This window comes from Spongiivirga citrea (assembly GCF_010671565.1).
In the GTDB taxonomy this organism is placed as follows: domain Bacteria; phylum Bacteroidota; class Bacteroidia; order Flavobacteriales; family Flavobacteriaceae; genus Spongiivirga; species Spongiivirga citrea.
Map to the genome: position 1 here is coordinate 498478 of NZ_JAABOQ010000001.1, position 23688 is coordinate 522165.

At 36.5% G+C, this 23688-nt stretch carries 25 protein-coding genes; 18 read left to right on the forward strand and 7 right to left on the reverse strand.

The annotated features are described in order from the left end of the window. The first annotated feature begins 14 nt into the window (after positions 1 to 14). The 4 genes from GWK10_RS02215 to GWK10_RS02230 all read left to right on the forward strand — a co-directional run bounded on the left by GWK10_RS02215 (position 15) and on the right by GWK10_RS02230 (position 4872). Positions 15 to 980, forward strand: coding sequence for a DUF368 domain-containing protein (locus GWK10_RS02215; RefSeq protein WP_164029263.1), 966 nt, complete (start codon positions 15 to 17; stop codon positions 978 to 980). Positions 981 to 987: 7 nt separating this feature from the next. Further along, the gene (locus tag GWK10_RS02220; protein WP_164029264.1) at positions 988 to 2013 is read left to right on the forward strand and encodes a DUF368 domain-containing protein; all 1026 of its coding nucleotides are present in this window, start codon (positions 988 to 990) and stop codon (positions 2011 to 2013) included. A 15-nt stretch (positions 2014 to 2028) separates the two neighbouring features. After that, on the forward strand, positions 2029 to 2760 hold the full coding sequence (locus GWK10_RS02225; protein ID WP_164029265.1) for a shikimate dehydrogenase family protein: 732 nt from the start codon (positions 2029 to 2031) through the stop codon (positions 2758 to 2760). A 135-nt stretch (positions 2761 to 2895) separates the two neighbouring features. Further along, positions 2896 to 4872, forward strand: coding sequence for a DUF349 domain-containing protein (locus GWK10_RS02230; RefSeq protein ID WP_164029266.1), 1977 nt, complete (start codon positions 2896 to 2898; stop codon positions 4870 to 4872). Positions 4873 to 4898: 26 nt separating this feature from the next. On the opposite strand, the gene mazG is transcribed toward GWK10_RS02230, so the two are convergent. From mazG to ruvX, 4 genes are all read right to left on the reverse strand, one after another. Beyond that, on the reverse strand, positions 4899 to 5672 hold the full coding sequence (mazG, locus tag GWK10_RS02235; RefSeq protein WP_164029267.1) for a nucleoside triphosphate pyrophosphohydrolase: 774 nt from the start codon (positions 5670 to 5672) through the stop codon (positions 4899 to 4901). Positions 5673 to 5842: 170 nt separating this feature from the next. Then, positions 5843 to 6271, reverse strand: coding sequence for a DUF5606 family protein (locus GWK10_RS02240; RefSeq protein WP_164029268.1), 429 nt, complete (start codon positions 6269 to 6271; stop codon positions 5843 to 5845). A gap of 28 nt (positions 6272 to 6299) precedes the next feature. Then, a complete protein-coding gene (gene def / locus GWK10_RS02245) occupies positions 6300 to 6890 on the reverse strand; it encodes a peptide deformylase (RefSeq protein ID WP_164029269.1) in 591 nt (196 codons plus the stop codon). A 13-nt stretch (positions 6891 to 6903) separates the two neighbouring features. After that, entirely contained in the window at positions 6904 to 7329 is a 426-nt protein-coding gene (gene ruvX, locus GWK10_RS02250) for a Holliday junction resolvase RuvX (protein ID WP_164029270.1), read from the reverse strand. Between the two features lie 223 nt (positions 7330 to 7552). Between ruvX and GWK10_RS02255 the strand changes: the two genes are divergently transcribed. From GWK10_RS02255 to GWK10_RS02305, 12 genes are all read left to right on the forward strand, one after another. Beyond that, positions 7553 to 8368 carry a 2,3,4,5-tetrahydropyridine-2,6-dicarboxylate N-succinyltransferase gene (locus tag GWK10_RS02255; RefSeq protein WP_164029271.1) on the forward strand — a complete coding sequence of 272 codons (816 nt, stop codon included), beginning with the start codon at positions 7553 to 7555 and terminating at the stop codon, positions 8366 to 8368. A gap of 69 nt (positions 8369 to 8437) precedes the next feature. After that, the gene (locus GWK10_RS02260; RefSeq protein ID WP_204263073.1) at positions 8438 to 9211 is read left to right on the forward strand and encodes a glycosyltransferase family 2 protein; all 774 of its coding nucleotides are present in this window, start codon (positions 8438 to 8440) and stop codon (positions 9209 to 9211) included. Then, positions 9204 to 9725 carry a hypothetical protein gene (locus GWK10_RS02265; protein WP_164029272.1) on the forward strand — a complete coding sequence of 174 codons (522 nt, stop codon included), beginning with the start codon at positions 9204 to 9206 and terminating at the stop codon, positions 9723 to 9725. The genes GWK10_RS02260 and GWK10_RS02265 overlap by 8 nt, the downstream gene beginning before the upstream one ends. A gap of 216 nt (positions 9726 to 9941) precedes the next feature. Next, entirely contained in the window at positions 9942 to 10076 is a 135-nt protein-coding gene (locus GWK10_RS18540) for a hypothetical protein (protein ID WP_262886633.1), read from the forward strand. A 110-nt stretch (positions 10077 to 10186) separates the two neighbouring features. Then, positions 10187 to 10759, forward strand: a complete 573-nt coding sequence (locus GWK10_RS02270; protein ID WP_164029273.1) for a cob(I)yrinic acid a,c-diamide adenosyltransferase — start codon at positions 10187 to 10189, stop codon at positions 10757 to 10759. Between the two features lie 162 nt (positions 10760 to 10921). Then, on the forward strand, positions 10922 to 11143 hold the full coding sequence (locus GWK10_RS02275) for a DUF2795 domain-containing protein (RefSeq protein WP_164029274.1): 222 nt from the start codon (positions 10922 to 10924) through the stop codon (positions 11141 to 11143). Between the two features lie 103 nt (positions 11144 to 11246). Next, the gene (gene secA, locus GWK10_RS02280) at positions 11247 to 14603 is read left to right on the forward strand and encodes a preprotein translocase subunit SecA (RefSeq protein WP_164029275.1); all 3357 of its coding nucleotides are present in this window, start codon (positions 11247 to 11249) and stop codon (positions 14601 to 14603) included. A 103-nt stretch (positions 14604 to 14706) separates the two neighbouring features. Continuing rightward, entirely contained in the window at positions 14707 to 15399 is a 693-nt protein-coding gene (locus GWK10_RS02285) for a hypothetical protein (RefSeq protein ID WP_164029276.1), read from the forward strand. 63 nt (positions 15400 to 15462) lie between these two features. Then, complete coding sequence (locus GWK10_RS02290) at positions 15463 to 17994, forward strand: M14 metallopeptidase family protein (RefSeq protein ID WP_164029277.1); 2532 nt, start codon at positions 15463 to 15465, stop codon at positions 17992 to 17994. A gap of 10 nt (positions 17995 to 18004) precedes the next feature. Further along, positions 18005 to 19576 carry an amidohydrolase family protein gene (locus GWK10_RS02295; RefSeq protein WP_164029278.1) on the forward strand — a complete coding sequence of 524 codons (1572 nt, stop codon included), beginning with the start codon at positions 18005 to 18007 and terminating at the stop codon, positions 19574 to 19576. Positions 19577 to 19616: 40 nt separating this feature from the next. Further along, on the forward strand, positions 19617 to 20048 hold the full coding sequence (locus tag GWK10_RS02300) for a hypothetical protein (protein ID WP_164029279.1): 432 nt from the start codon (positions 19617 to 19619) through the stop codon (positions 20046 to 20048). Between the two features lie 53 nt (positions 20049 to 20101). Continuing rightward, entirely contained in the window at positions 20102 to 20581 is a 480-nt protein-coding gene (locus GWK10_RS02305; protein ID WP_204263074.1) for a DUF4199 domain-containing protein, read from the forward strand. A 168-nt stretch (positions 20582 to 20749) separates the two neighbouring features. On the opposite strand, the gene GWK10_RS02310 is transcribed toward GWK10_RS02305, so the two are convergent. From GWK10_RS02310 to GWK10_RS02320, 3 genes are read right to left on the reverse strand one after another with little or no spacing between them, the layout of a single operon-like run. After that, a complete protein-coding gene (locus GWK10_RS02310) occupies positions 20750 to 21430 on the reverse strand; it encodes a peptidoglycan DD-metalloendopeptidase family protein (protein ID WP_164029280.1) in 681 nt (226 codons plus the stop codon). Positions 21431 to 21433: 3 nt separating this feature from the next. Continuing rightward, positions 21434 to 21835 carry a hypothetical protein gene (locus GWK10_RS02315; RefSeq protein ID WP_164029281.1) on the reverse strand — a complete coding sequence of 134 codons (402 nt, stop codon included), beginning with the start codon at positions 21833 to 21835 and terminating at the stop codon, positions 21434 to 21436. Then, complete coding sequence (locus tag GWK10_RS02320) at positions 21816 to 22406, reverse strand: RNA polymerase sigma factor (protein WP_164029282.1); 591 nt, start codon at positions 22404 to 22406, stop codon at positions 21816 to 21818. The genes GWK10_RS02315 and GWK10_RS02320 overlap by 20 nt, the downstream gene beginning before the upstream one ends. A gap of 132 nt (positions 22407 to 22538) precedes the next feature. Between GWK10_RS02320 and GWK10_RS02325 the strand changes: the two genes are divergently transcribed. Both GWK10_RS02325 and msrA read left to right on the forward strand, forming a co-directional pair. Continuing rightward, entirely contained in the window at positions 22539 to 22883 is a 345-nt protein-coding gene (locus GWK10_RS02325) for a DUF6249 domain-containing protein (protein WP_164029283.1), read from the forward strand. Positions 22884 to 22955: 72 nt separating this feature from the next. After that, positions 22956 to 23621, forward strand: coding sequence for a peptide-methionine (S)-S-oxide reductase MsrA (gene msrA / locus GWK10_RS02330; protein WP_164029284.1), 666 nt, complete (start codon positions 22956 to 22958; stop codon positions 23619 to 23621). Positions 23622 to 23688 lie beyond the last annotated feature (67 nt).

The window sequence follows — 23688 nt, forward strand, 5'->3', positions numbered from 1 at the left end:
TAAAAACGAATTCTATGCCAAGATCGGTTAGCGACTATTTTATAATTACCCTAAAGGGGCTTGCCATGGGTGCGGCCGATGTAGTGCCGGGAGTTTCAGGAGGTACTATAGCATTTATTTCTGGGATTTATGAGGAATTGCTATCGTCTATTAACGGTATTGATCTAGCCAAACTAAAAGGGCTTCGTAAAAACGGTTTAAAAGCTACTTGGCAAGCGATTAATGGTAATTTTTTACTAGCGCTTTTTACAGGAATTGCTATCAGTATATTTTCATTAGCAAAAGGATTGAAATGGCTATTGGTAAATAAACCTATTTTATTATGGTCTTTCTTTTTTGGTCTAATTGTAGCGAGTGCAATTTATGTAGGAAAACAAATATTAAAATGGGATGTAAAAGTCATTCTTGCTTGCATTGTAGGCTTAGTACTATCTTATTTTATTACAATTTCTGAACCCTTAGGAGATTCTGAAAATAACTTTTACTTATTCTTTTGTGGGGCTATTGCAGTCATAGCAATGATCTTACCCGGCATATCAGGTTCTTTCATTCTTATTTTATTAGGCGCTTATGAAGTGGCATTAGGGACAATAAATAATTTAAGAGAAGGACTTTTTGAAGGTGATATGGACAAATTTGGTAGCGCGTTTATCCGATTTTTAGTCCTCGCTTTAGGCGGTATTATTGGCTTAAAGCTTTTTTCTAAAGCACTAACGTGGATGTTCGAAAAGCAAAAAGATCTCACTCTGGCCATACTTACCGGTTTTATGATCGGGTCACTAAACAAAATCTGGCCTTGGAAAGAAACCCTAAGCACACGTATCAATTCTCATGGAGAAACTGTTCCCCTACTTCAAAAAAGCATAAGTCCGCAAGCCTTTGACGGTGATCCGAAAATACTATTTGCCGTAGGTCTCATGGTCGTAGGTTTTTTAACTATTTTTATTCTAGAAAAAATCGCTAACCAATCCGCTAACTAATATGCAAATGCAACCTGCTAGATCTGTACAAGACAAGATTTTTCTTGTATTGAAAGGATTAGCAATGGGTGCAGCAAACAAAGTTCCTGGAGTTTCTGGCGGTGTTGTGGCCTTTGTAGCTGGTTTTTATGAGGAATTCATCCATTCTTTACAGCGCATCAATAAAACGGCATTTAAGCTGCTATTTACAGGCAGATTCAGTAGCTTTTTTAGATACATTAATGGTAGGTTTTTAGGCCTCCTCATTCTCGGAATGCTCATTAGCTATTTCAGCGTTTCTAAGATATTAGACTATTTCATTCAGCAGAAAGAACTTTATGTCTGGTCGGCATTTTTCGGGATGATTCTGGGTTCAATCTATTATATATCAAAAGATTTTAAACATTGGACTAAACGAACAATCACATCACTGATCATTGGGATGGCGATAGGAATTTCAATTAGTTTTCTAGACCCCGCTCAAGAAAATGATCATTTATTGTTTGTTTTTGTTTGCGGAATAATTGGTGTTTCTGGTATGACATTACCAGGACTGTCGGGATCGTTTTTACTAATTTTATTGGGTAATTATGTATTGCTGCTAGTCGATTCCGTGAACGCGCTATACGACACTCTATCCGAAATTGTCGCTGGTGATTTCTCATTTACAGATAATTCTGAACGCATGCGTCTTTTAAAAGTATTGGTAGTATTTGCAAGTGGTTCATTTACCGGTTTAGTGACCTTATCTCATCTACTAAATTACGTGTTGAAAAACTTCAAACACATCACCATTGCCGTTATTATCGGGTTTATAACTGGAAGCTTAGGAACGGTCTGGCCATGGAAAGAAACTATTTTTAGAACAGAATCTACTGGCGAACTAATGTTAGATTCGTCAGGTCAACCAGTAATTTTGAACTATCATCGGTTTGCACCAGATCTTTCGGATATAGAAACATGGATTGCTGTTTTTTTCATGATCTTAGGCATCCTGATCGTTTTATCGTTAGATTGGTACGGTCAAATAAAAAGGAAAAAATTAGAAAACTAAACCAATTTGCAACCAATGCGTTTCGGACTCATCGGAAAAAACATATCGTATTCATTTTCTCAGGCTTATTTCAGTAATAAGTTCAAGCAACTAAAATTACCGGCTAATCGGTATGATAATTTCGATCTTGAAGATATTGAAGCCTTGCCTCAAGTTTTAAAAGACTATCCTGAATTAAAAGGTCTTAATGTGACGATTCCGTATAAAGAATCGGTAATTCCATTTCTAAATAAATTAAGTAAAAAAGCAGAAAAAATAGGTGCAGTTAACACCATTAAATTTTTAAAAAATGGCGGATTAAAAGGGTACAATACTGACTGCTATGGCTTTAAAAAATCCATAGAGCCTTTCATCAAAAAACACCATAAAAAGGCATTGATATTGGGGACTGGCGGCGCCTCTAAAGCTATTGCATTTAGCCTAAAAGAATTAGGCATTAAGTACAAGTATGTTTCAAGATCTCCAGTTAAATCTAACCTTTCTTACGATGATCTAAATGAAAAGATCATCACTCAACATCAAATTATTATCAACTGTACACCATTAGGTACCTTTCCTAAAATAGACGAATGCCCTAATATTCCATATGAATATATTTCTGAAAATCACTTGCTATACGACTTGGTTTACAACCCAAAACGTTCCTTGTTCCTTACCAATGGCGAACAACGAGGTGCAGTTATCACCAACGGACTAAAAATGCTAGAATTTCAAGCCGAAAAAGCTTGGGAAATCTGGAATAATTGAACCAGTAGTCAAGTTTCAACCTTAAATCTTTAGTTTCTTCATTTAGCTTTCTACCCTGCCAAAATATTAGGGATATAAAAGATAAGTTAGTATCTTTCATGTTGAAAGCAATGATGAACTTTAAACATTTTAATAATGTTAGACGAAAAACAAGAGCCTACTACTTCAGAAGAGGTTAATGATGACCAGAAAACTGAAGAAGTAAAAGCCGATACCAAAGAGAATACCACTGATGTTGATGAAGTAAAAGTTGAGGAACCAACACCCGAAGCCGAGCAAACAGATGATGACTCAAAAGCTGAAGAGTCGACAAATGAAACACAACAAGCAGTTGATGAATTAGAAGAGAATGTCGCGGAAGATTCAGAAGATGAATCTGCTACCAAACGACATGAAATTCCTATGCTCGATTATCACTCGATGAGCATGGAAAATTTGGTAAAGGAATTTGGAAAGCTTGTTAAAAATGAGAAGATACAGGCAATCAAAGACCATATCGATCAGATAAAAACCGAGTTCAATCAAAAATATGGTGAACTGATAGAACAGAAAAAGGAAGAGTTCTTAGCCGATGGCGGTAATATTATTGATTTTCGCTATACCTCTACGGTTAAGACAGATTTCAATACCGTTTACGGTGAATATAAAGACAAAAGGAACGCTTATTACCAGAATCTCGAGCAGAACCTAAAGGAAAATTTAAAAAAGCGACTGGCAATTATAGAAGAGTTAAAAGGGCTCATAAATGTTGAAGAAAACATTAATGATACCTACAAACACTTCAAATCTTTACAAGACCAATGGCGTTATGCAGGTCCTATCCCAAGAGCAGAATACAACAACGTTTGGAAAACCTATCACCATCATATTGAAAGGTTTTATGACTTTTTACATTTAAACCGAGATCTGCGTGACTTAGATTTTAAACGAAATCTTGAAGAAAAAGAACACATTATCGCTCAAGCGGAAGCATTAGCTGATGAAAATGATGCCAATACGGCTTTTAGAAAACTACAATCACTTCATAAACTATGGAAGGAAGAGGTCGGCCCAGTTGCAAAAGAATTAAGAGACGATATTTGGGAACGATTTAGCAAAGCAACCAAGGTTATTCATGATAAACGTCAAGAATATTTAAAAAATATTGACGCTATTTATGAGCAAAATCTCATCAGGAAAAATGAGATTATTGCCAAGATTAATGAGGTGGCAAGCGAAAAAGTAACGAGCCATAACATTTGGCAGAAAAAAATAAAGGAGATTGAGTCACTTCGAGAGTCATTCTTTAATGCTGGAAAAGTTCCATTAAAAGTAAACGAGAAAACCTGGGCTGCTTTTAAGGAGGCGGTACGATCTTTTAACCGAAATAAAAATGCTTTTTACAAGGACCTAAAGAAAGACCAACAAGTCAACCTAAATAAGAAGTTAGATCTTGTAAAAACGGCGCAAGCTAATAAGGATAGTGAAGATTTTGACATGACCACACCACTTATGAAAAAAATTCAAAGTGAGTGGAAACGCATCGGTCACGTACCAAGAAAACATAGTGACAAAATCTGGAAGGAATTTAAGGACGCCTGTAATCACTATTTTGATAGACTTCACGCTTCTAAAAATAAGGCTAGCGAACAGGAGGTTGCCAACTTAGAAACCAAAAAGGCTTTTCTAGATAAAATGAAAGCTATTGAATTTTCTGGTAACAAAGAGGAAGATCTGGCTCTAGTAAAACAGCATATTGATGAATGGAAAGGTATAGGACGTGTTCCGTTCAATAAAAAGAATATTGAGGATACATTTAACAAAGCGCTCGATGGTATTTTCAAAAAACTAGGACTAGACCCAACTGAAGCGGAGCTCATTAAATATAGCAATAAAGTTAGTGCCCTATCTGGAAGTAATGATAGTCGTAAGATCGAAAACGAACGCAATTTTGTACGTAAAAAAATTACCGATATAACCGGTAAAATGCACCAGTTAGAAAACAATTTACAGTTTTTCGCGAATAGTAATTCTGATAATCCACTAGTAAAAGACGTACATAAAAACATCGAAAAACACAGACAAGAACTTGAGATCTGGAAAGCGAAGTTGAAGCATTTGAGGGAGATTTGAAACTGAGAAATTATTGATCAAGGTCGCTAAAGTCTCTTCGCCTCTTCCCAAAAAACATCCATTTCGGCTAATGTCATGTCCTTTAAATCCTTGTTAAGTGATTTTGCTTTTGACTCAAGATATTGAAAACGCTTACTGAATTTTTTATTGGTACGCTCTAATGCATTTTCCGGGTTGATGTCCAAAAAACGTGCGTAATTAATCATGGAGAACAAGACGTCTCCAAACTCAGCTTCCATTTTTTCTTTATTCCCAGCTTTTACCTCGTGTTGAAATTCAGAAAGCTCTTCTTCAAGCTTTTCCCATACTTGTTCGGGTGCTTCCCAGTCAAAACCCACACCAGCTACTTTATCTTGAATTCGATTGGCTTTTACCAAGGCAGGCAAGCTTCTAGGTACACCTTCTAAAACGCTTTTCTTCCCTTCCTTTAACTTCAGGTTTTCCCAGTTGCGTTTTACATCTTCTTCATCTGCAACCTCAACATCGCCATAAATATGTGGGTGACGACTAATTAGTTTTTCTGAAATACTTTCGGCAACATCAGCGATATCGAAGTCTTTAGTTTCACTGCCTATTCTTGCGTAAAACACAATATGCAATAGCAAGTCACCTAACTCCTTTTTGACCTCTTCGAGATCATTGTCTAAAATGGCGTCGCCCAACTCGTAAGTCTCTTCGATTGTAAGATGTCGAAGACTTTCCATTGTTTGCTTTTTATCCCAAGGGCATTGCTCACGCAGCTCGTCCATAATGGTGAGCAGTCGATCAATGGCTTTAAGTTGTGCTTGCCTTGAGTTCATGAGATAATATTAAAGTATTCGTATATTAAAACAATGTCTCCCCTTGAGGGGGAGATTTAGAGGGGTGTTTGCTCAATTAAACTCGATTAGTAAAACACCCATCCCAAGCCCTTCCCTCGAGAGAAGGTAGCTCATTATCATCTTAAGCCAATCTTGGATCCAACCTTTTACTATTTCGTCTCTTCTTCAGTCTTCTCCTCTTCTTCCGGCTCAGAAAAGTCCATCATACCTTTAGACTGCAACAAGTTGTACCACTGTATTACCTTCTTAATATCGCTAGTATAGACTTGGTCCTCATCATATTCCGGTAGGACTTCACTAAAGTAAGCTTCTAACTTCTTTTTGTCGTCTTTGTGCTTAACTGAAGTTGAATTACCATCTTCCTTGTCCATTATTTTTTGGAATACTTCGCGAAGTGGAACTTCTTCACTGTAAGTATAAATTGCAATCTCACTTAGCAAACTTACATTGCTTCGCATTCCAACGGTGATTCGTTTTCCGTCTAATAATGACTCTGCTACAAAACCGGTTCGCGTCTGGGTTTTTAATTCAAATAATCCAGGTTTTCCAGTAATACTTAATATTTTATCTAATGCCATTTGTTCTATTATATAATAAATCTAGCGTTTATCTGCCTTTTTTTGCAGCGGGGAAACGCATTCTATAATCAACTTTAATTTTTCCTTTCGATATATTACTCAATTTACCTTTAAGTAAACGCTTCTTTAAAGCAGAAAGTTTATCGGTAAATAAAATACCTTCAATATGATCGTATTCATGTTGAATAACACGAGCCGCAATACCTGAATACTCCTGGGTATGCTCCTTAAAATTTTCGTCCAGATAGGTGATCTTGATATACTCATTTCTTGAAACGTCTTCGCGCACATCTGGAATGCTTAAACAACCTTCGTTAAAAGGCCATTCATCGCCAGTTTCTTCTTCGATCACTGGATTGATAAATACTTGTTTAAAATCAGCTAGTTGTTTGCGATCTTCTTCCGTCAATTCTTCATCATCAGCAAATGGAGAGGCATCTATTACGAATAGTCTTATAGCCAACCCAATTTGAGGTGCAGCCAAACCTACCCCGGAAGCTCCATACATGGTTTCCCACATATTATCGATAAGCTCATTTAATTTTGGATATTCTTGATCAATATCAGCAGCCATTTTCCTTAAAACAGGATCGCCGTATGCTACTATAGGTAATATCATTCTTATACAGTTATCAGTTAATTGATGAGGAGTTGCTTTCTAAATACGATTGTAAAATTATCGTTGCACTAATCTCATCAACCAACGCCTTGTTTTGTCTTTGTTTCTTTTTTAAACCACTATCAATCATGGTTTGAAATGCCATTTTAGATGTAAATCGCTCATCTACTCTAGCAATTTTAATTTCGGGTAATGCCTCAGTTAGTTTTTTAATAAACTCCTGAATATGAACCTCACTTTCCGAAGCAGTATTATTCATTTGCTTAGGCTCTCCTATCACAAATAATTCAACAGATTCGTCAAGCACATACTGTTTCAAAAAAGGCAATAATTCTTTGGTGTTTACAGTAGTCAACCCGCTAGCTATTAGCTGTAACTCATCTGTTACCGCAATACCAGTTCTCTTCACTCCATAATCTATTGCCAAAATGCGGGACATTCCAAAAATTTTGGCAAAAATAGGATTTTAGCTTCGATTATACGTTTTTATTAATTCAGAATTATGAATTACAAATTCTAGATTCAAATTCCTGATTTGCTCGTTATAAAAATCACCGTTCTAAAGAACTACGTTACAAACGGCACTTTTAAGATTATTCTAACTTTTTTCCCACTTTAACAATCCAACTAATGCAGTTATATTTGCGCAAAATATCCAATTAATGACCGAATTACAATCAATCATAGAAAAAGCATGGGACGACCGCAGCATGCTTACTGATACTACAACAATTAACGCTATTAGAGAAGTCGTTTCGCTGCTGGACGCAGGAACACTTCGAGTAGCAGAACCTACTGCCAATGGCTGGCAAGTAAACGAATGGGTTAAGAAAGCTGTTGTGCTTTATTTTCCGATTCAAAAAATGGAAACCTTGGAGGCGGGTATTTTTGAATATCATGATAAAATTCCATTAAAATCAGGTTACCAAGAAAAAGGAATTCGAGTAGTGCCTAATGCCGTTGCAAGACATGGTGCTTATATCTCTAGCGGTGTAATCATGATGCCTAGTTATGTCAATATTGGTGCGTACGTTGATGAAGGCACTATGGTAGACACTTGGGCGACTGTTGGTAGTTGTGCTCAAATTGGTAAGAATGTTCACCTTAGTGGAGGTGTCGGTATTGGTGGTGTGTTAGAACCTTTACAAGCTGCACCTGTTATTATTGAAGATAATGCATTTATCGGTTCACGTTGTATCGTTGTTGAGGGGGTGCGTATAGAAACCGAAGCCGTACTAGGAGCGAATGTTGTGCTTACCGCATCGACCAAAATCATTGATGTTACGGGTGATAAACCTGTTGAAAGAAAGGGCTTAGTTCCTGCACGATCTGTCGTTATTCCTGGTAGCTATACCAAGAAATTTCCAGCGGGAGATTATAATGTGCCTTGTGCATTGATCATCGGAAAACGCAAAGAAAGTACTAACAAAAAGACATCATTAAACGATGCTTTGCGCGAATACGATGTAGCTGTTTAAGGAATTCTTATTTTTATAGAATAAACGACCGGATTCTGTATTATTTTTCAAACAACTAATAATCCCTTATTGAGTAAACAGAAACTTTCCGCATTACTCATTGTATATAATGAGATTGACCATATTACTGATGTATTGGATAATTTATCTTTTGCTGATGAAATCGTAGTGGTTGATTCGTTTAGTACCGATGGAACGGTCGAAGAAATTAAAAAGCGACCCGAAATTAAATTGTATCAACGTGTTTTTGATGATTATACATCACAACGAAATTATGCAATAGAGCAAGCGGCAAACGATTGGATATTGTTTATCGATGCTGATGAACGGGTAACACCTAAACTCGAAAAAGAAATCATCGAAACGATTGCAAAGCCAGATGCCAATGATGCCTACTTTTTTTACAGAAAGTTTATGTTTTGCAACAAACCATTGCATTTTAGCGGTTGGCAAACCGATAAAATATTCAGGCTTTTTAAAAAAGAAAAAGCATCTTATGTGGCAGAACGTTTAGTGCATGAAACTTTAAAAGTAGATGGAAGTATTGGTAAACTAAAACATAAGCTTATTCATTATTCCTATTCTGATTATGAATCTTATAAACACAAGATGTTAAGCTATGGTCGATTAAGAGCAAAAGAACTCTATAACAAAGGAAAAACGCCAACACTGTTCCATAGGATTATAAAACCAGCCTATAAGTTTATAAATCACTACATATTTCGATTGGGAATTTTAGATGGAAAAAGAGGTTATATTATTTGTTATCTAAATGCGCTTGGGGTTAAAGAACGGTATGTAGAATTAAGTAAGCTGCAGCGAAAAAAACCTGTTAATGTTTAATTCGCGTACCTATCAATACTATAAATTCTTATTACGATCAACAAATAAACACGGTGTACACTCCCCTTTTGTGTATGATCTAATTACTAAATGTTTTAAATGGGATTGTAATAGAGGCCGTATCTATCGAACTACTGAAGTTCAAATGTTACGCAGTCTAGCTTCATATTTCAATGTGCAAACAATTGCTACAGATGGTGATTTAAAGCGCATGCCTATTCTTATTGAAAAGGACTATAAATGGGGAGATTTAGATAGTATTTCAAACGAGACTGACTTTATTATCATTTTTAAACCGAAAAATATGCGGGCGCTTGTTGAAGAAGTTTTACCCTCTTTAAAAAACGATGTTTGCATTGCGTTGGTCGACGTGTATCGAAAAAGAAAATCGATTCGAGCATGGAAAACACATCAAAAAAATGAGGACATCACTGCTAGTATTGATTTTTACAAAATAAGCCTCCTATTCAAAAGAAAAGAACAACAAAAACAGCATTTTGTTATCCGTCTTTAAAAAACCTATATTTATTAAAACGATTTGACTTATGTGGTGGGCACTTTTAATAATTCCGCTTTTTATATTGGTTATCAAGAATAATAAAAACAACCAAAAACGATTGTATGATCGAAAAGGGCGTAATTTTCGAAAAAGCTATTATCAACGCAAAAAAGAAACGAACGAAGAAGAATAAGTTGAAAGTCGAAAGTTAATGTGCCAAAATTTTAAATTATGAATTTTCAGTCAACTGTATATATTCCTTGGACATTAATTGCCATTATAATCGGACTGTTCTTTGTCTTTAGAAGCAACAAAAAGGTAAAAAAGAATTTAGAAGATTATTTCAAGAATAAAAAACAGGAATAAGGAATTTCCAGAATGACAACTCATAACTCTGAGCTCTGAGCTCTGAGCTCTGAGCTCTGAACTTACAAGTCTAACTCATCAATCGTAAATCGAAACACGTAAATCAACTCATGAAGATATATACCAAAACAGGTGACAAAGGCACAACCGCACTTTTCGGCGGAACTCGCGTACCGAAACACCATATACGTATTGAAGCCTACGGCACCATAGACGAACTTAACAGCCACCTAGGACTTATTAGAGACCAAGAGATTGATCTAAGTCACAAGAAGGTATTAGAGTTTATACAGGATAAACTGTTCACTGTAGGGGCCATTATGGCAACCGATCCTGAAAAAGCAGTCCTTAAAAGCGGTAAAGAGCGGCTGAATATTCCTAAGATCACAGAAGAAGACATTCAGTTCCTAGAAAAACAAATCGACTCAATGAATGAGTCATTACCGCCTATGACACATTTTATTTTGCCTGGTGGGCATCAAACGGTGTCATTCTGTCATATTGCTCGCTGTGTATGCCGCCGTGCAGAACGTATGGCGACACAACTGTACGAAATTTCACCATTTGAAACCTCAAGTTTGTCATTCATCAACCGCTTATCTGACTACTTATTTGTGTTGGCACGGAAATTGTCCAACGATTTGGGCGCAAATGAGGTAAAATGGATTCCAGAAAAACTGTAAAACCATTATCATATTCGTAGTTTTTGATGATTTTAAGCATCAAATACGCATTGAATTAACCTCTTTTGTACGTTCATTCAAATAATTACGAGTTTAAGTATATTTTACTTGACTTTTTCGCATAAAAATTTATTTTTGCAACAATTTTAAAAAATACGCTATATGTATTGGACTCTAGAACTGGCATCTTATTTAAGTGATGCCCCTTGGCCGGCAACTAAAGACGAGCTAATTGACTATGCAATTAGAACAGGAGCTCCTTTAGAAGTTGTTGAAAATTTACAGGCAATTGAAGATGAGGGCGATTCGTATGAATCGATACAAGAAATTTGGCCAGATTATCCCACCGAAGAAGATTATCTTTGGAATGAGGATGAATATTAAATAAACACTAAAAGCTGAAAAAGTCTCATTTGAGGCTTTTTTTTTGCTTAATTTTAAACCTGATAACAAACCATTTTGTTATTTATATAGAACACGAAGGAGCATGAGTTTTGTAAACAACCTTTTAAAGGTATTTGTTGGAGACAAATCAAAAAAAGACATAAAAGAAATTCAACCATTGGTTGATAAAATAAAGGCTGTAGAATCTGAAATAGCCACATTATCTCACGACGAGCTTCGTGCTAAGACAGCTGAATTTAAAAACAGGATTACCGAAGCAAGAAAAGAGTTTAATGATCAGATCGATTCACTTCAAAAAGAATCAGAAACTGCAAGTATTGATCGCAAAGAAGAAATCTATACAGAGATCGATCAGCTAAAAGAGCTTTCATATGAAGCTTCAGAGGCTGTTCTTCTTGAAATACTACCAGAAGGATTTGCCGTAGTAAAAGAAACAGCAAAACGCTTTAAGGATAATGAAGAGCTTGTAGTAACCGCATCTGCTTTTGACCGTGAGGTTTCTGGCAAAAAGGATAATGTCACTATCGATGGTGACAATGCCATTTGGAGTAATAGTTGGGATGCTGCTGGTAAAGCAATTACCTGGGATATGGTGCACTACGATGTGCAGCTTGTTGGTGGTGTTGCAATGCACCAAGGTAAAATCGCTGAGATGCAAACTGGTGAAGGTAAGACCTTAGTAGCAACCCTTCCTGTTTATCTAAATGCACTAACCGGTGATGGTGTTCACTTAGTAACTGTTAACGACTATTTAGCAAAACGTGATAGCGCATGGATGGCGCCTATATTCGAGTTTCATGGTTTAAGTGTTGATTGTATTGATTACTACCAACCAAACTCAGAAGAACGAAGAAAAGCCTATAATGCCGATATTACCTATGGAACCAATAATGAATTTGGTTTTGACTATTTAAGAGATAATATGTCGCACGCTCCGACTGATTTGGTGCAGCGCAAACATAATTATGCAATAGTTGATGAAGTTGATTCCGTATTAATTGATGATGCACGTACACCATTAATTATCTCTGGTGCTATCCCGCAAGGTGATCGCCATGAATTTAACGAGCTAAAACCGAGTATTGCCAAAATTGTAGCGGAACAGCGTCAATATTTAACAGGCGTTCTTGCAGAAGCGAAGAAACTCATTAAGGAAGGTGATACCAAAGAAGGAGGATTTCAATTACTTCGTGTGTATCGCGGACTTCCTAAAAACAAAGCATTAATCAAGTTTTTAAGTGAAGAAGGTGTAAAGCAGCTACTTCAAAAAACCGAGAACTTTTATATGCAAGATAACAATCGCGAAATGCCAAAGGTTGATGAGGCCTTGCTTTTTGTGATTGAGGAAAAGAATAATCAAATTGAATTAACTGATAAAGGAATCGACGTACTTTCTGGCGAAGACGATCGTGACTTTTTTGTAATGCCAGATATCGGTACAGAAATCGCAGCTATTGAAAACCAAGGTTTAGAAGCTGAGAAAGAAGCCGAGCTTAAAGAAGAATTATTCAAAGAATTCTCTGTAAAAAGTGAGCGTATTCATACGATGAATCAGTTATTAAAGGCCTATACCCTATTCGAAAAAGATGTAGAGTATGTGGTAATGGATAACAAGGTAAAGATCGTTGATGAATCTACGGGTCGTATTATGGATGGCCGTCGTTATAGTGACGGACTTCACCAGGCGATTGAAGCAAAAGAAAATGTAAAGATCGAAGCAGCAACGCAAACATTTGCAACAGTTACGCTTCAAAATTACTTTAGAATGTACAGTAAACTATCCGGTATGACGGGTACTGCTGTAACAGAAGCTGGAGAATTTTTCGAAATCTATAAGCTAGATGTAGTTGAAATTCCAACAAATAGACCGATTGCTCGAGATGATCGTCAAGACTTGATTTACAAGACGAAACGAGAAAAATATAATGCAGTAATCGACGAAGTAACCGAGCTTTCAAAAGCAGGAAGACCTGTTTTGATTGGAACAACTTCCGTCGAAATATCAGAATTATTAGGCCGTATGCTAGCCATGCGTAAAATTCCGCATAATGTTCTGAATGCAAAATTGCATAAAAAAGAAGCCGACATTGTTGCCGATGCTGGTAACCCAGGAATGGTAACTATTGCAACTAATATGGCTGGTCGTGGTACCGATATTAAATTATCAGATGCTGTAAAAGAAGCAGGTGGTTTAGCCATTATTGGTACTGAACGTCATGATTCACGTCGTGTTGACCGTCAGTTACGCGGTCGTGCTGGTCGACAAGGAGATCCTGGTAGTTCGCAATTTTATGTGTCTTTAGAAGATAATTTAATGCGTCTTTTTGGATCAGAGCGTGTTGCCAAAATGATGGACCGCATGGGTCTTGAAGATGGTGAGGTGATTCAGCACTCAATGATGACCAAGTCTATTGAGCGCGCGCAGAAAAAAGTTGAAGAAAATAACTTTGGTATTCGTAAGCGATTGTTAGAATATGATGATGTAATGAATGCACAACGAGAAGTGATTTACAAACGTCGTCATCACGCATTATTTGGCGATCGTTTGAGCGTTGATATCGCAAATATGACTTACGATACTGCAGAGTTAATTACCGATACCAACAAAGCAGCAAACGATTTCAAGAATTTTGAATTCGAATTAATCCGATATTTCTCTATTAGTTCTCCAATTACTGAGGATGAACTTAAGGATTTAAGTCTTCAAGATATTGCCACTAAAGTATATGATGCGGCTTACGAGCATTACAAAGAAAAAATGGAGCGTAATGCGTTAACAGCTTTTCCTGTAATTCAAAATGTATATGAGGATCCTAACAGCAAATACGAACGAATTGTAGTTCCTTTTACTGATGGTGTGAAGACTTTAAACGTAGTAACCAATCTTGAAGAAGCATACAATTCAAAAGGAAAGCAATTGATTGCTGATTTTGAAAAGAATATCACGCTGGCTATTATTGATGATGCTTGGAAAACCCATTTGCGTAAAATGGATGAGCTGAAGCAGTCAGTTCAACTTGCAGTGCACGAACAAAAAGATCCATTGTTGATATATAAGTTCGAGTCGTTCGAGTTGTTTAAGGCCATGATTGATAAGGTTAATAAAGATGTAATTTCATTCTTATTTAAAGGTGAATTACCTACTCAAGATGCAAATAACATCCAAGAAGCGAGACAAACGCGTCGTCGTGAAAAAGTACAAACTTCTAAAGAAGAGGTATTAAACAGTGATGAAATCGCGGCTAGAAATCGCCAAGCGGGGCAAGGTGCAAGTCAACAGCGTCAAGTGGTGGAAACCATTGTTCGTGATAAGCCAAAAATTGGGCGTAACGATCGAGTGACAATTGCCCATGTAATGTCAGGTGAAAAGAAAACTGTAAAATACAAACAAGCAGAACCACTCATCAATAAAGGTGAATGGGTTATGGTCGACGAGTAAAATGTCAGGTTGAGCGCAGTCGAAACCTATTTAGACATTTAATTAATAAATGAAAAGCCGGTTTAAAGCCGGCTTTCTTTATTTTAGTATTTTACTCACTATAATGGCAAAAAATATATTTAAATCTGACTGGTTTAGCTCCACTATTGGATCGATGATTGGCGTTTTAGCAGCCTTTCTTTTAAATAATCTTTGGAATGATTATCAATCCAATAAACAACAAGAATTGGTAATTCAAAACATTCAATCGGAATTAAGTTCAAATGCAGAAATTCTTGAAGAATCTATTGAAAAACTCGATACCTATTTAACCACATTTACTCAATTTAACCGAGTTTACAATTCTGAAGAAAGCAAAATAATTGCCACACCAATAGACATGAATCTTCTTAGGAGAAGTACCTCTGATTTATTTAGGATTTCTGATTCCATTCCCCTTGAAAACGGCAAATATGAATACAAAGGTGAAATTCAGTTATTTTATAATTTCAATATGCTTGACAGTCAGCTAAAGGAAAGTGCGTGGAATAGTGCGCTGGCTATTGGAGAACTTCAAAAATTTCCGATTAAAAAAGTACAAACATTAGAAGAAACATATTCTTTCCAAAACAAGGTTAAAGACAAAGCCACTAAACTAACTGATGGTTTTCTGGAAGTCCTTTTAAGGTCAACCTCTCAAAAAGAAGCTATTGAAACAATGAATGTATTTGTCACCGATATTAACTTATACAAACAATATAACGAGCTATTGCTAATAGGATATCAAGAATCGCTTGATCAACTTAAACTTGATTGATTCGAGTTAGAAAAATCAAAATCGTTACTTTTAAGCTACCAATTAATCAACACCACCACACCAATGTCAAAGACTTTTTTGGCCAGTTTCTTTTTACTGGTAAGTACAACACTATTTTCTCAAGATTATTTTTTTAAGAAATATGCTCCTTTTGATAGCGAAATCCCATCTCCTGAAGAATTTTTAGGATATCCCATCGGTTTTCAACATACGCGACATGATATGATTGTTGGCTATCTGAAAAAGTTGGCAGAAATAAGCAATCGAGCGTCTATTTACGAATATGGTAAAACTCATGAAGGAAGATCATTGGTGATATTGACAATTACCAGCGAAGCCAATCTTCAAAATCTAGATGAACTCAAAAAACAACACTTAGCATTTACGAGTACTTCACAAAATGTAACTAACTACGATGCGGTTCCTATTTTTGTCAATTTAGGATATAATGTACACGGTAACGAACCATCGAGTTCAGAAGCCGCAATGCTATCCGCTTACACTTTAGTGGCATCACAACACCCTGAGATTAAAAAATACAGAGACGATGCCGTAATTTTTGTAGATCCTACAATTAATCCCGATGGTCGTGATCGTCACACACAGTGGGCGAATATGTATAAAGGAAATCCATTGGTTTCCGATCCTTATGATGCAGAACATAATGAATATTGGCCAGGAGGAAGAACTAACCACTATTGGTTTGATCTTAACAGAGATTGGCTTTTAGGAATTAATCCTGAAAGCCGGGGCAAATTGAATTGGTATCACGAGTGGTATCCAAATGTAGTAACCGACTTTCATGAAATGGGAACCAACAGTAGTTATTTCTTTGAACCAATGAAAATAAATGCTTCGAAAGATCCAATTATGCCAAGGGAAAATTACGAAGACCTAAACGAATTGTTTGGAAACTACTTTGCAAAGTCACTAGATGAAATTGGAAGTTTATACTTCACCAAAGAGGTTTTTGATGGCACCTATCCTGGCTACGGTTCATCGTATCCTGATTTACAAGGTGGATTAGGATTGCTATTTGAACAAGCAAGTTCACGTGGTCATGTACAGGAAACAAGTCATGGTAAGGTAACCTTTCCCTTCACTATTAGAAATCAGTATACGTCGAGTATGACTACTGTAAAAGCCGCAGTAGAAAATAAAGCCACCTTATATAAATATCAGCAAAACTTCTTTAAAAGCGGTCTTAAAAATGCTGCCAACTCCAAAGTGCGATCGTATACTTTTGGCGATGCAAAAGATGCCAACAGAACCAAGGCTTTTATTGACAAGCTCCTACTCCATCGCATTAAAGTGTTCAAATCGAATACTAAAGGAGAATATATAGTTCCCACAAATCAAGATCAGTATCGCATGGTGCAAACCATGTTCGAAACCTATTCACAATATAGAGATAGCGTTTATTACGACGCATCAGCTTGGTCGGTGGCGAACTTTTATAATATGAAATATAGATCATCTACGAGAGCTGCTAATCTTGGCAACCAGATTAACTCAACCAATGATCTAATCGATATTCAACCTATCAATAAGTCATCGTACGTATATCTTATTGACGGTAATGATTACAACAACCCAGCGGTCTTAAATCATTTATTACAAAAAGGAGTTAATGTATCGGCTGCATTCAAGCCATTTAGTATTAATACCAATCAAGGTAATAGGTCATTTAACCAAGGGTCATTAGTAGTAGCAGTTAGCAAACAAGCCATTTCTAGTGATTCCGTTTTTAAAGTGGTACAACAAGCTCAGAAGAAATTTGAAGTCCCTATGTTTTCAGCTTCATCTGGTTATAGCACGAAAGGGGTTGATTTAGGAAGCCGATGGATGGCTCCCGTACAGAAACCGAAAGCAGCGATGCTAATTGGTGATGGTGTAAGATCGTACGAAGCTGGAGAAGTTTGGCATTTACTCGATACCCGTATGCATATGCCAATTACGAAAATTCCGATGCGCAATTTTAATCGCAGAAATCTAGATAAGTATAACACTTTGGTGATGGTATCTGGTTCGTATAGCACATTAGGAAAAAAACAACAGGAAAAAATTAAAAATTGGGTATCAAAAGGTAATACATTAATTACCATTGCAGGAGCTTCTAAATGGGTTATTGATAAAAAATTAGTAAAAGAAAGTATAATAAAAATTAAAAAAGATAGCACTAAAGTTGTAGAACGAAAGCCTTATATGGAAGCAGGTGAAAACATCGGAAAAGAACAAGTAGGTGGCATTATCTTAAATACCGATATCGATGTTACCCATCCGCTGGGATTTGGATATACCAGTGGAACCTTACCGGTTTATAAAAACAATACAGTGTGGCTCGCTCCTAGTAAAAGTGCATACGGAACCGTGTCAAAATACAGCAAGAATGCCCATATCGATGGATTCATCACCAAGAAGAATATGGATGAATTCGTAGCCAAATCAGCTTCACTAATCGTAAGCAAATTAGGCGGTGGACGTGTCGTAATGTTTGCTGACAACCCTAATTTCAGAGGATCGTGGTATGGCACGAATCGACTGTTTTTAAATGCCATTTTCTTAGGCGATCATATCAATGTTCCTTCTAACTAATTCGATGTTTATGTCAACCAAAAAAATCTCATTTTGCAGCTTTCTTGTATTACTGCTATCATTCACTTTTATACAAGCTCAAGACACTTATTTAGGTGAAGGCCCCTTTGACCAACTAATCCTCCGCGGAGCGATGTTGATAAACGGAAACGGAGCACCACCCATTGGACCTGTCGATATTGTAGTTGAAAAAAATAAGATTGTAAATATAAAAACAGTCGGATATCCAGGTGTAAAAATTGATGATTCAAAAAGACCACAACTAAAAGCTGGTAGCAAAGAAATAGATTGCACTGGTAAATATGTACTTCCTGGATTTATTGATATGCACGGTCATATTGGCGGGACTTCCCAAGGAGCAGATTCAGAGTATGTATTTAAATTATGGATGGCACATGGCGTTACCACAGTTCGAGAACCCAGTGGCCGCGGATTAGATTGGACTTTAAACCTGAAAAAGTTAAGTGCGCAAAATAAGATTGCCGCTCCTCGATTAATTGCATACACTGGATTTGGCCAAGGCAGTAAAAATCCGATTAGCACCGCTGAGCAAGCAAGAGAATGGGTAAGAAACAATGCAAAAAAAGGAGCTGATGGCATCAAATTCTTCGGAGCAGAGCCCGAGATAATGACCGCCGCTTTGGATGAAAATAAAAAATTAGGATTAGGGTCAGCCTGTCATCATGCACAAATGAGCGTTGCGAGATGGAATGTTTTAAATTCAGCCAGAGCTGGACTCACCAGTATGGAACATTGGTATGGACTTCCCGAAGCCCTATTCGAAGACAGAACCGTTCAACACTATCCCTTAGATTATAACTATCAAAATGAACAACATCGTTTTGAAGAGGCTGGCAAACTATGGGAACAAGCAGCAAAACCGTATTCTGATCATTGGAATAAGGTGATGAATGAGCTTATCGAGCTCGATTTTACCTTAGACCCTACTTTCAACATTTACGAAGCCAGCAGAGATCTACATCGAGCCAGACGAGCGGAATGGCATGAAGACTATACATTGCCTTCCTTATGGAAGTTCTATCAACCTAGTAAAATATCACACGGTTCATATTGGCATGATTGGGGTACCGAACAAGAAATTGCCTGGAAACGTAATTTCAAATTATGGATGACCTTTATCAACGAATACAAGAATCGAGGTGGTCGTGTTACTGCAGGTTCCGATTCTGGATTCATCTTTCAATTATACGGATTTGCATTTATACGTGAATTAGAATTACTACGCGAAGCAGGTTTTCATCCGTTAGAAGTTATTCGAGCTGCAACCCTTAATGGTGCAGAGGCTTTGAAAATGGATGACAAAATTGGATCTATAGAAATTGGTAAAATGGCAGACTTTGTTGTGGTTGATGAAAATCCGCTAAGGAATTTTAAGGTTTTATATGGCACAGGCGCTATCAGACTAACAGAAGATAATAAAGTCATTCGAGCTGGTGGTGTCAAATACACCATTAAAGATGGTATTGTGTACGATGCAAAACGTTTATTAGCTGATGTCAAGAAAATGGTAGATGAGGCAAAAGCAAAAGAGGGATTTGAGTTGAAACAACCTGGGAATTAGTTCTGAGTTTAGAGTTTCGAGTTCAGAGTCAACGCGAAGTATGAAAAAGATTCTTTTTTCCTTAATTACCGCATTTGGATTAATCTGTTACCAACCAATAAGATTCAAGTATGCGTGTGATTTTAAGGAGCACGGTCCTGAGTTTTATGGTTTCCCTTTTGTGCAGGAAACTGGAACTTGGGTATCTTCATTTTCTGGTATCCTTTACTTAAGTGGATTTCTAGGAAACCTTGCGTTTTGGTTTGTACTTGTTTATAGTCTTGTATATTTCATCAAAAAAACAAACAACAGAATTGTAAACAACATCAAATCAATACTTGTTTATAGTATTATCCTTATTTCAATTTTTTATGGTTATCTACATTTTGATGTCTTTATTTGGGATATCGAATGGTCACATGATAATTTTAAAATGAATTATTTTCAAGAAGATGTTGAATGTGAACGCACCCTATTATTCTTTAATAATTAATAAAACACATTAAAACTTTAAGTTTTTACCTTTAACCCTTCACCCAAATACAAATGATCAAAAGAATATCAACCGAAATAAAATGGGGAGCAATCCTTTCTGTAATTGCTGTTTTATGGGGTTACCTAGAAAAGAGTCTGGGCTGGCATGATGAAAAAGTAAGCATGTATCTCATATATTCAATGTCTTTTGGAGTTCCTGCCCTGCTTGTTTATTTCTTCGCTCTAAAAGAGAAAAGAGACCTCGATTACAATCGTATAATGGATTGGAAACAATTAGCTGTTTCGGGAGCTATTATTGGAACCGTAGTTGCAGCTTTTTCACCGCTGGTCCAATATGTAACATTTCACTTTATCTCTCCAGATTATTTTAGCAATGCCATAAAAGCTGGTATTGAACGCGGTATGAAACAAGAGGCAGCTGAGAGTTTTTACACACTAGAATCAGCGATTAAGCAATCCGCATTGGTGGCCATTCCATTGGGAGTAGTTGCTGGTACTATTTTTGGATTGATTTTGCAGAAGAAGAAATAATTCTTTTTAGATTCAGAAACGATAATTCCCTGAAATAGAGCTATATGTTCTAATTTGCTCGCTGCATTTCCCAGTATTACCAAGTTTCTCTGTGTCCCTCTGCGTTTCTTTGTGCAACTCTGTGAAATAACCTTTTGCATTATTGCTTAGAAAAACACTAAGCTGTACTCAATAAATCTTCAACAACAAATTCGGATCAGGGCAGTTTACTAAATGTTCTTCCAATCCGTCTTCAGAAAACACACCAGGAAAATCACCTTCTTTCCCATTTAAATCTCTTATTATTTGAAAGTGAAGATGTGGTGCGTAATTGACATTTTCTTTTGGAGTACCGAGATTAGCCAATACATCTCCCGAACGAAACTGTTTTCCAACGTACATGTCATTTAAAGAAGTTCTTGCCAAATGACCATATAATGTATAAAAAACAATCTCATCAAATTGGTGTTTTAAGATTATCGTCGGGCCATAATCACCTAATGAACTATTGTCTGCAAAACTATGGACCTCACCATCAATGGGCGCAACAACTTTCGTACTCGCAGTAATCCAAAAATCCATAGCTAAATGGATATCTCTTTGGTTTCCTGTATTGAACATTGGGCTATTTTTATAAAGCAGCCGTTTTTCTCTATAACCGCCATAGGCCACTTTCGCATTTCTTATTTCAAGAAAACGATCAAGATATTCCTGCATTTCGTATGGGTCGGAAAGGTCAACCGATTTCAATTCAGCATTTTGAGCAGTAAGGTCTAACGGTACGTAATCCGCAAATGGTATAGCAGGGTCAATTACAGGCGTTGTTGAAGTAGTTAGCGAACTCAAAAACTCCTCAAAAGTACTATTCATTGTTTAATGCCATCTGTTTTTAAAGGTCACTTTCAGTATTGGTATTTGAGCAAAAAGTAGCACCGCCAATGCCAACATTGCAAATATTACTGTTTTTGGAATTCGTTGCAGTGGTGATGAAATAGCTTCAAAATTAAATGATGGCAGCTTACTCATAATATCGTATTGGTTTCCTGTTCCAAATAGCAGGATTAATAGTATAGAGCCAATTAAGGTTATAATGGTAATTGGAATTACCCACTTACTAAAAGGTGCTTTATATTTAGCCATAGATCCTGGAATCGGCAAGCTACTGATTTGCTCCATGACCTTGAATTCGAAATTACTATCGGGTGATTGTAATTCTACTTCCTTAAACAACTTTTTGCTCAAGGCTTCCATCTCTTTATTTTGTTCCTCTTTCATAAATCGCAAGTGTTTCTGGATCCAATTGTTTCTTCAAAATACCAAAAAGCATTTTTCTACCTCTATATAGTTTAATCTTTACATTGTCTAATGTTCCGCCAACCACTTTGGTAATCTCTTTCAAAGATAACTCTTCAAAATAATATAAGGTTAGTATTGCCGCATAGTCCTCTTTTAAAGACAAAATGGCTTTATTAATTATTTCTTTTCGTTCTGCGGTTTCCAATTGTCCCAAGCCATTCTCAACCTGATCAATTCCAATTTCATAAGTAGCATCAATTGATACCGTATCAAAATTCCGTTTTTTCTTCTTTAATGCATCTAAGCATTTGTGATATGCTATTTTATATATCCAAGTACTAAATTTTGCATCACCCTTAAAGCTCGCCAGACTTGTATATACTTTTACAAAAACATCCTGAGCTACTTCATGAGCGTCATCTTCATTTTTAAGCATTCTAAGAACAATACTATACACCAAATTCTTATACCTATTTACTAGATGGGTATAGTAACTTGAATCACCTTCAAGTATTTTGGTTATATAAAATTGATCTTCTTGGTTAGTCATTGTTTATTAGTTAAGACGACAAGGCCGTAATCTTGGTTACAAAAAATATTTTTTAATTTTTCTGTAACCAGTTTTGAAAAAGTATCGTCATAAGAAGCAAACAATTAAAATTAATCTTAAAAACGAACAATCATGGGATCAGAATTAATTATTATACCAATTTTCTTTGCAGCAGTTTTCGGTGTCTTTTATCTTTTCATTACATCACGAAATAAAGAGCGAATGGCTCTTATTGAAAAGGGTGCCGACGCTTCAATCTTTTATGGTAAGAAAGGACCACTATCATCAACTCGTATGATCGTACTTAATCTTGCCCTACTTTTAGTTGGAATAGGCGGAGGTATTTTTGTAGGCGGCTTAATGTCTGAATACGGAGGCCTTGAAGAAGAAATAGCAATGCCGGGCGCAATATTTTTATTCGCAGGATTAGGGTTATTTGCATCATTCTTCCTATCAAAAAAAGTAGGTGAACAATAATCTTAACACCTTTTAACCACCAAGGCGTAAGGAATTTAGTTAGTTTCGACTATCTTGTTAAATAAAATTGACATGCGAAATTTTCAACTAAGTTCCTTACTATTTATTCTCATATTTTCTTCAAGTTGCATCTATAGCACGGCTTCCCGTGATAATGCTGAAGTAATTACAATCGACACAAATCAAGACCTGAGCAAGTACAGCAAAGCATATTTTGCAAGTGGTTGCTTTTGGTGTGTAGAAGCTATTTTTGAAAGTGTGGAAGGAGTAAAAGAAGTCATTTCTGGTTATGCTGGCGGACTTACAAAAAATCCGACCTACAGTCAAATTGGTACAGGTAAAACCGGACATGCGGAAAGTGTAGAAATCTATTATGACCCTAAAGTCGTTAGTTTTGACACCTTATTGCGCGTATTTTTTGGCTCTCATGATCCAACTACTTTGAACAGACAAGGACCCGATCGCGGAACACAATACCGATCGGTTGCTTTTTATACATCTGATGCTGAAAAGAAGAGCATTGAGCGTTATATGAAAAAATTGACTGACGAAAAAATATTCAGCAAACCACTTACTACTCAGGTACTCGAACTAGAAAAGTTTTACAATGCGGAGGCTTACCATCAAGATTTTGAACGCTTGAACCCTAATAATCCGTATGTGAGAAACGTTTCAATTCCTAGGTTAAAGCGTTTTCAGAAGTTGTATCCTGAATTATTGAAAAAGGGAGCGCACTAGTATAGCCCTTTCCTGAATAAAATACAGACCCCAAAGGTTTTCGAAACCTTTGGGGTCTTTGTATATT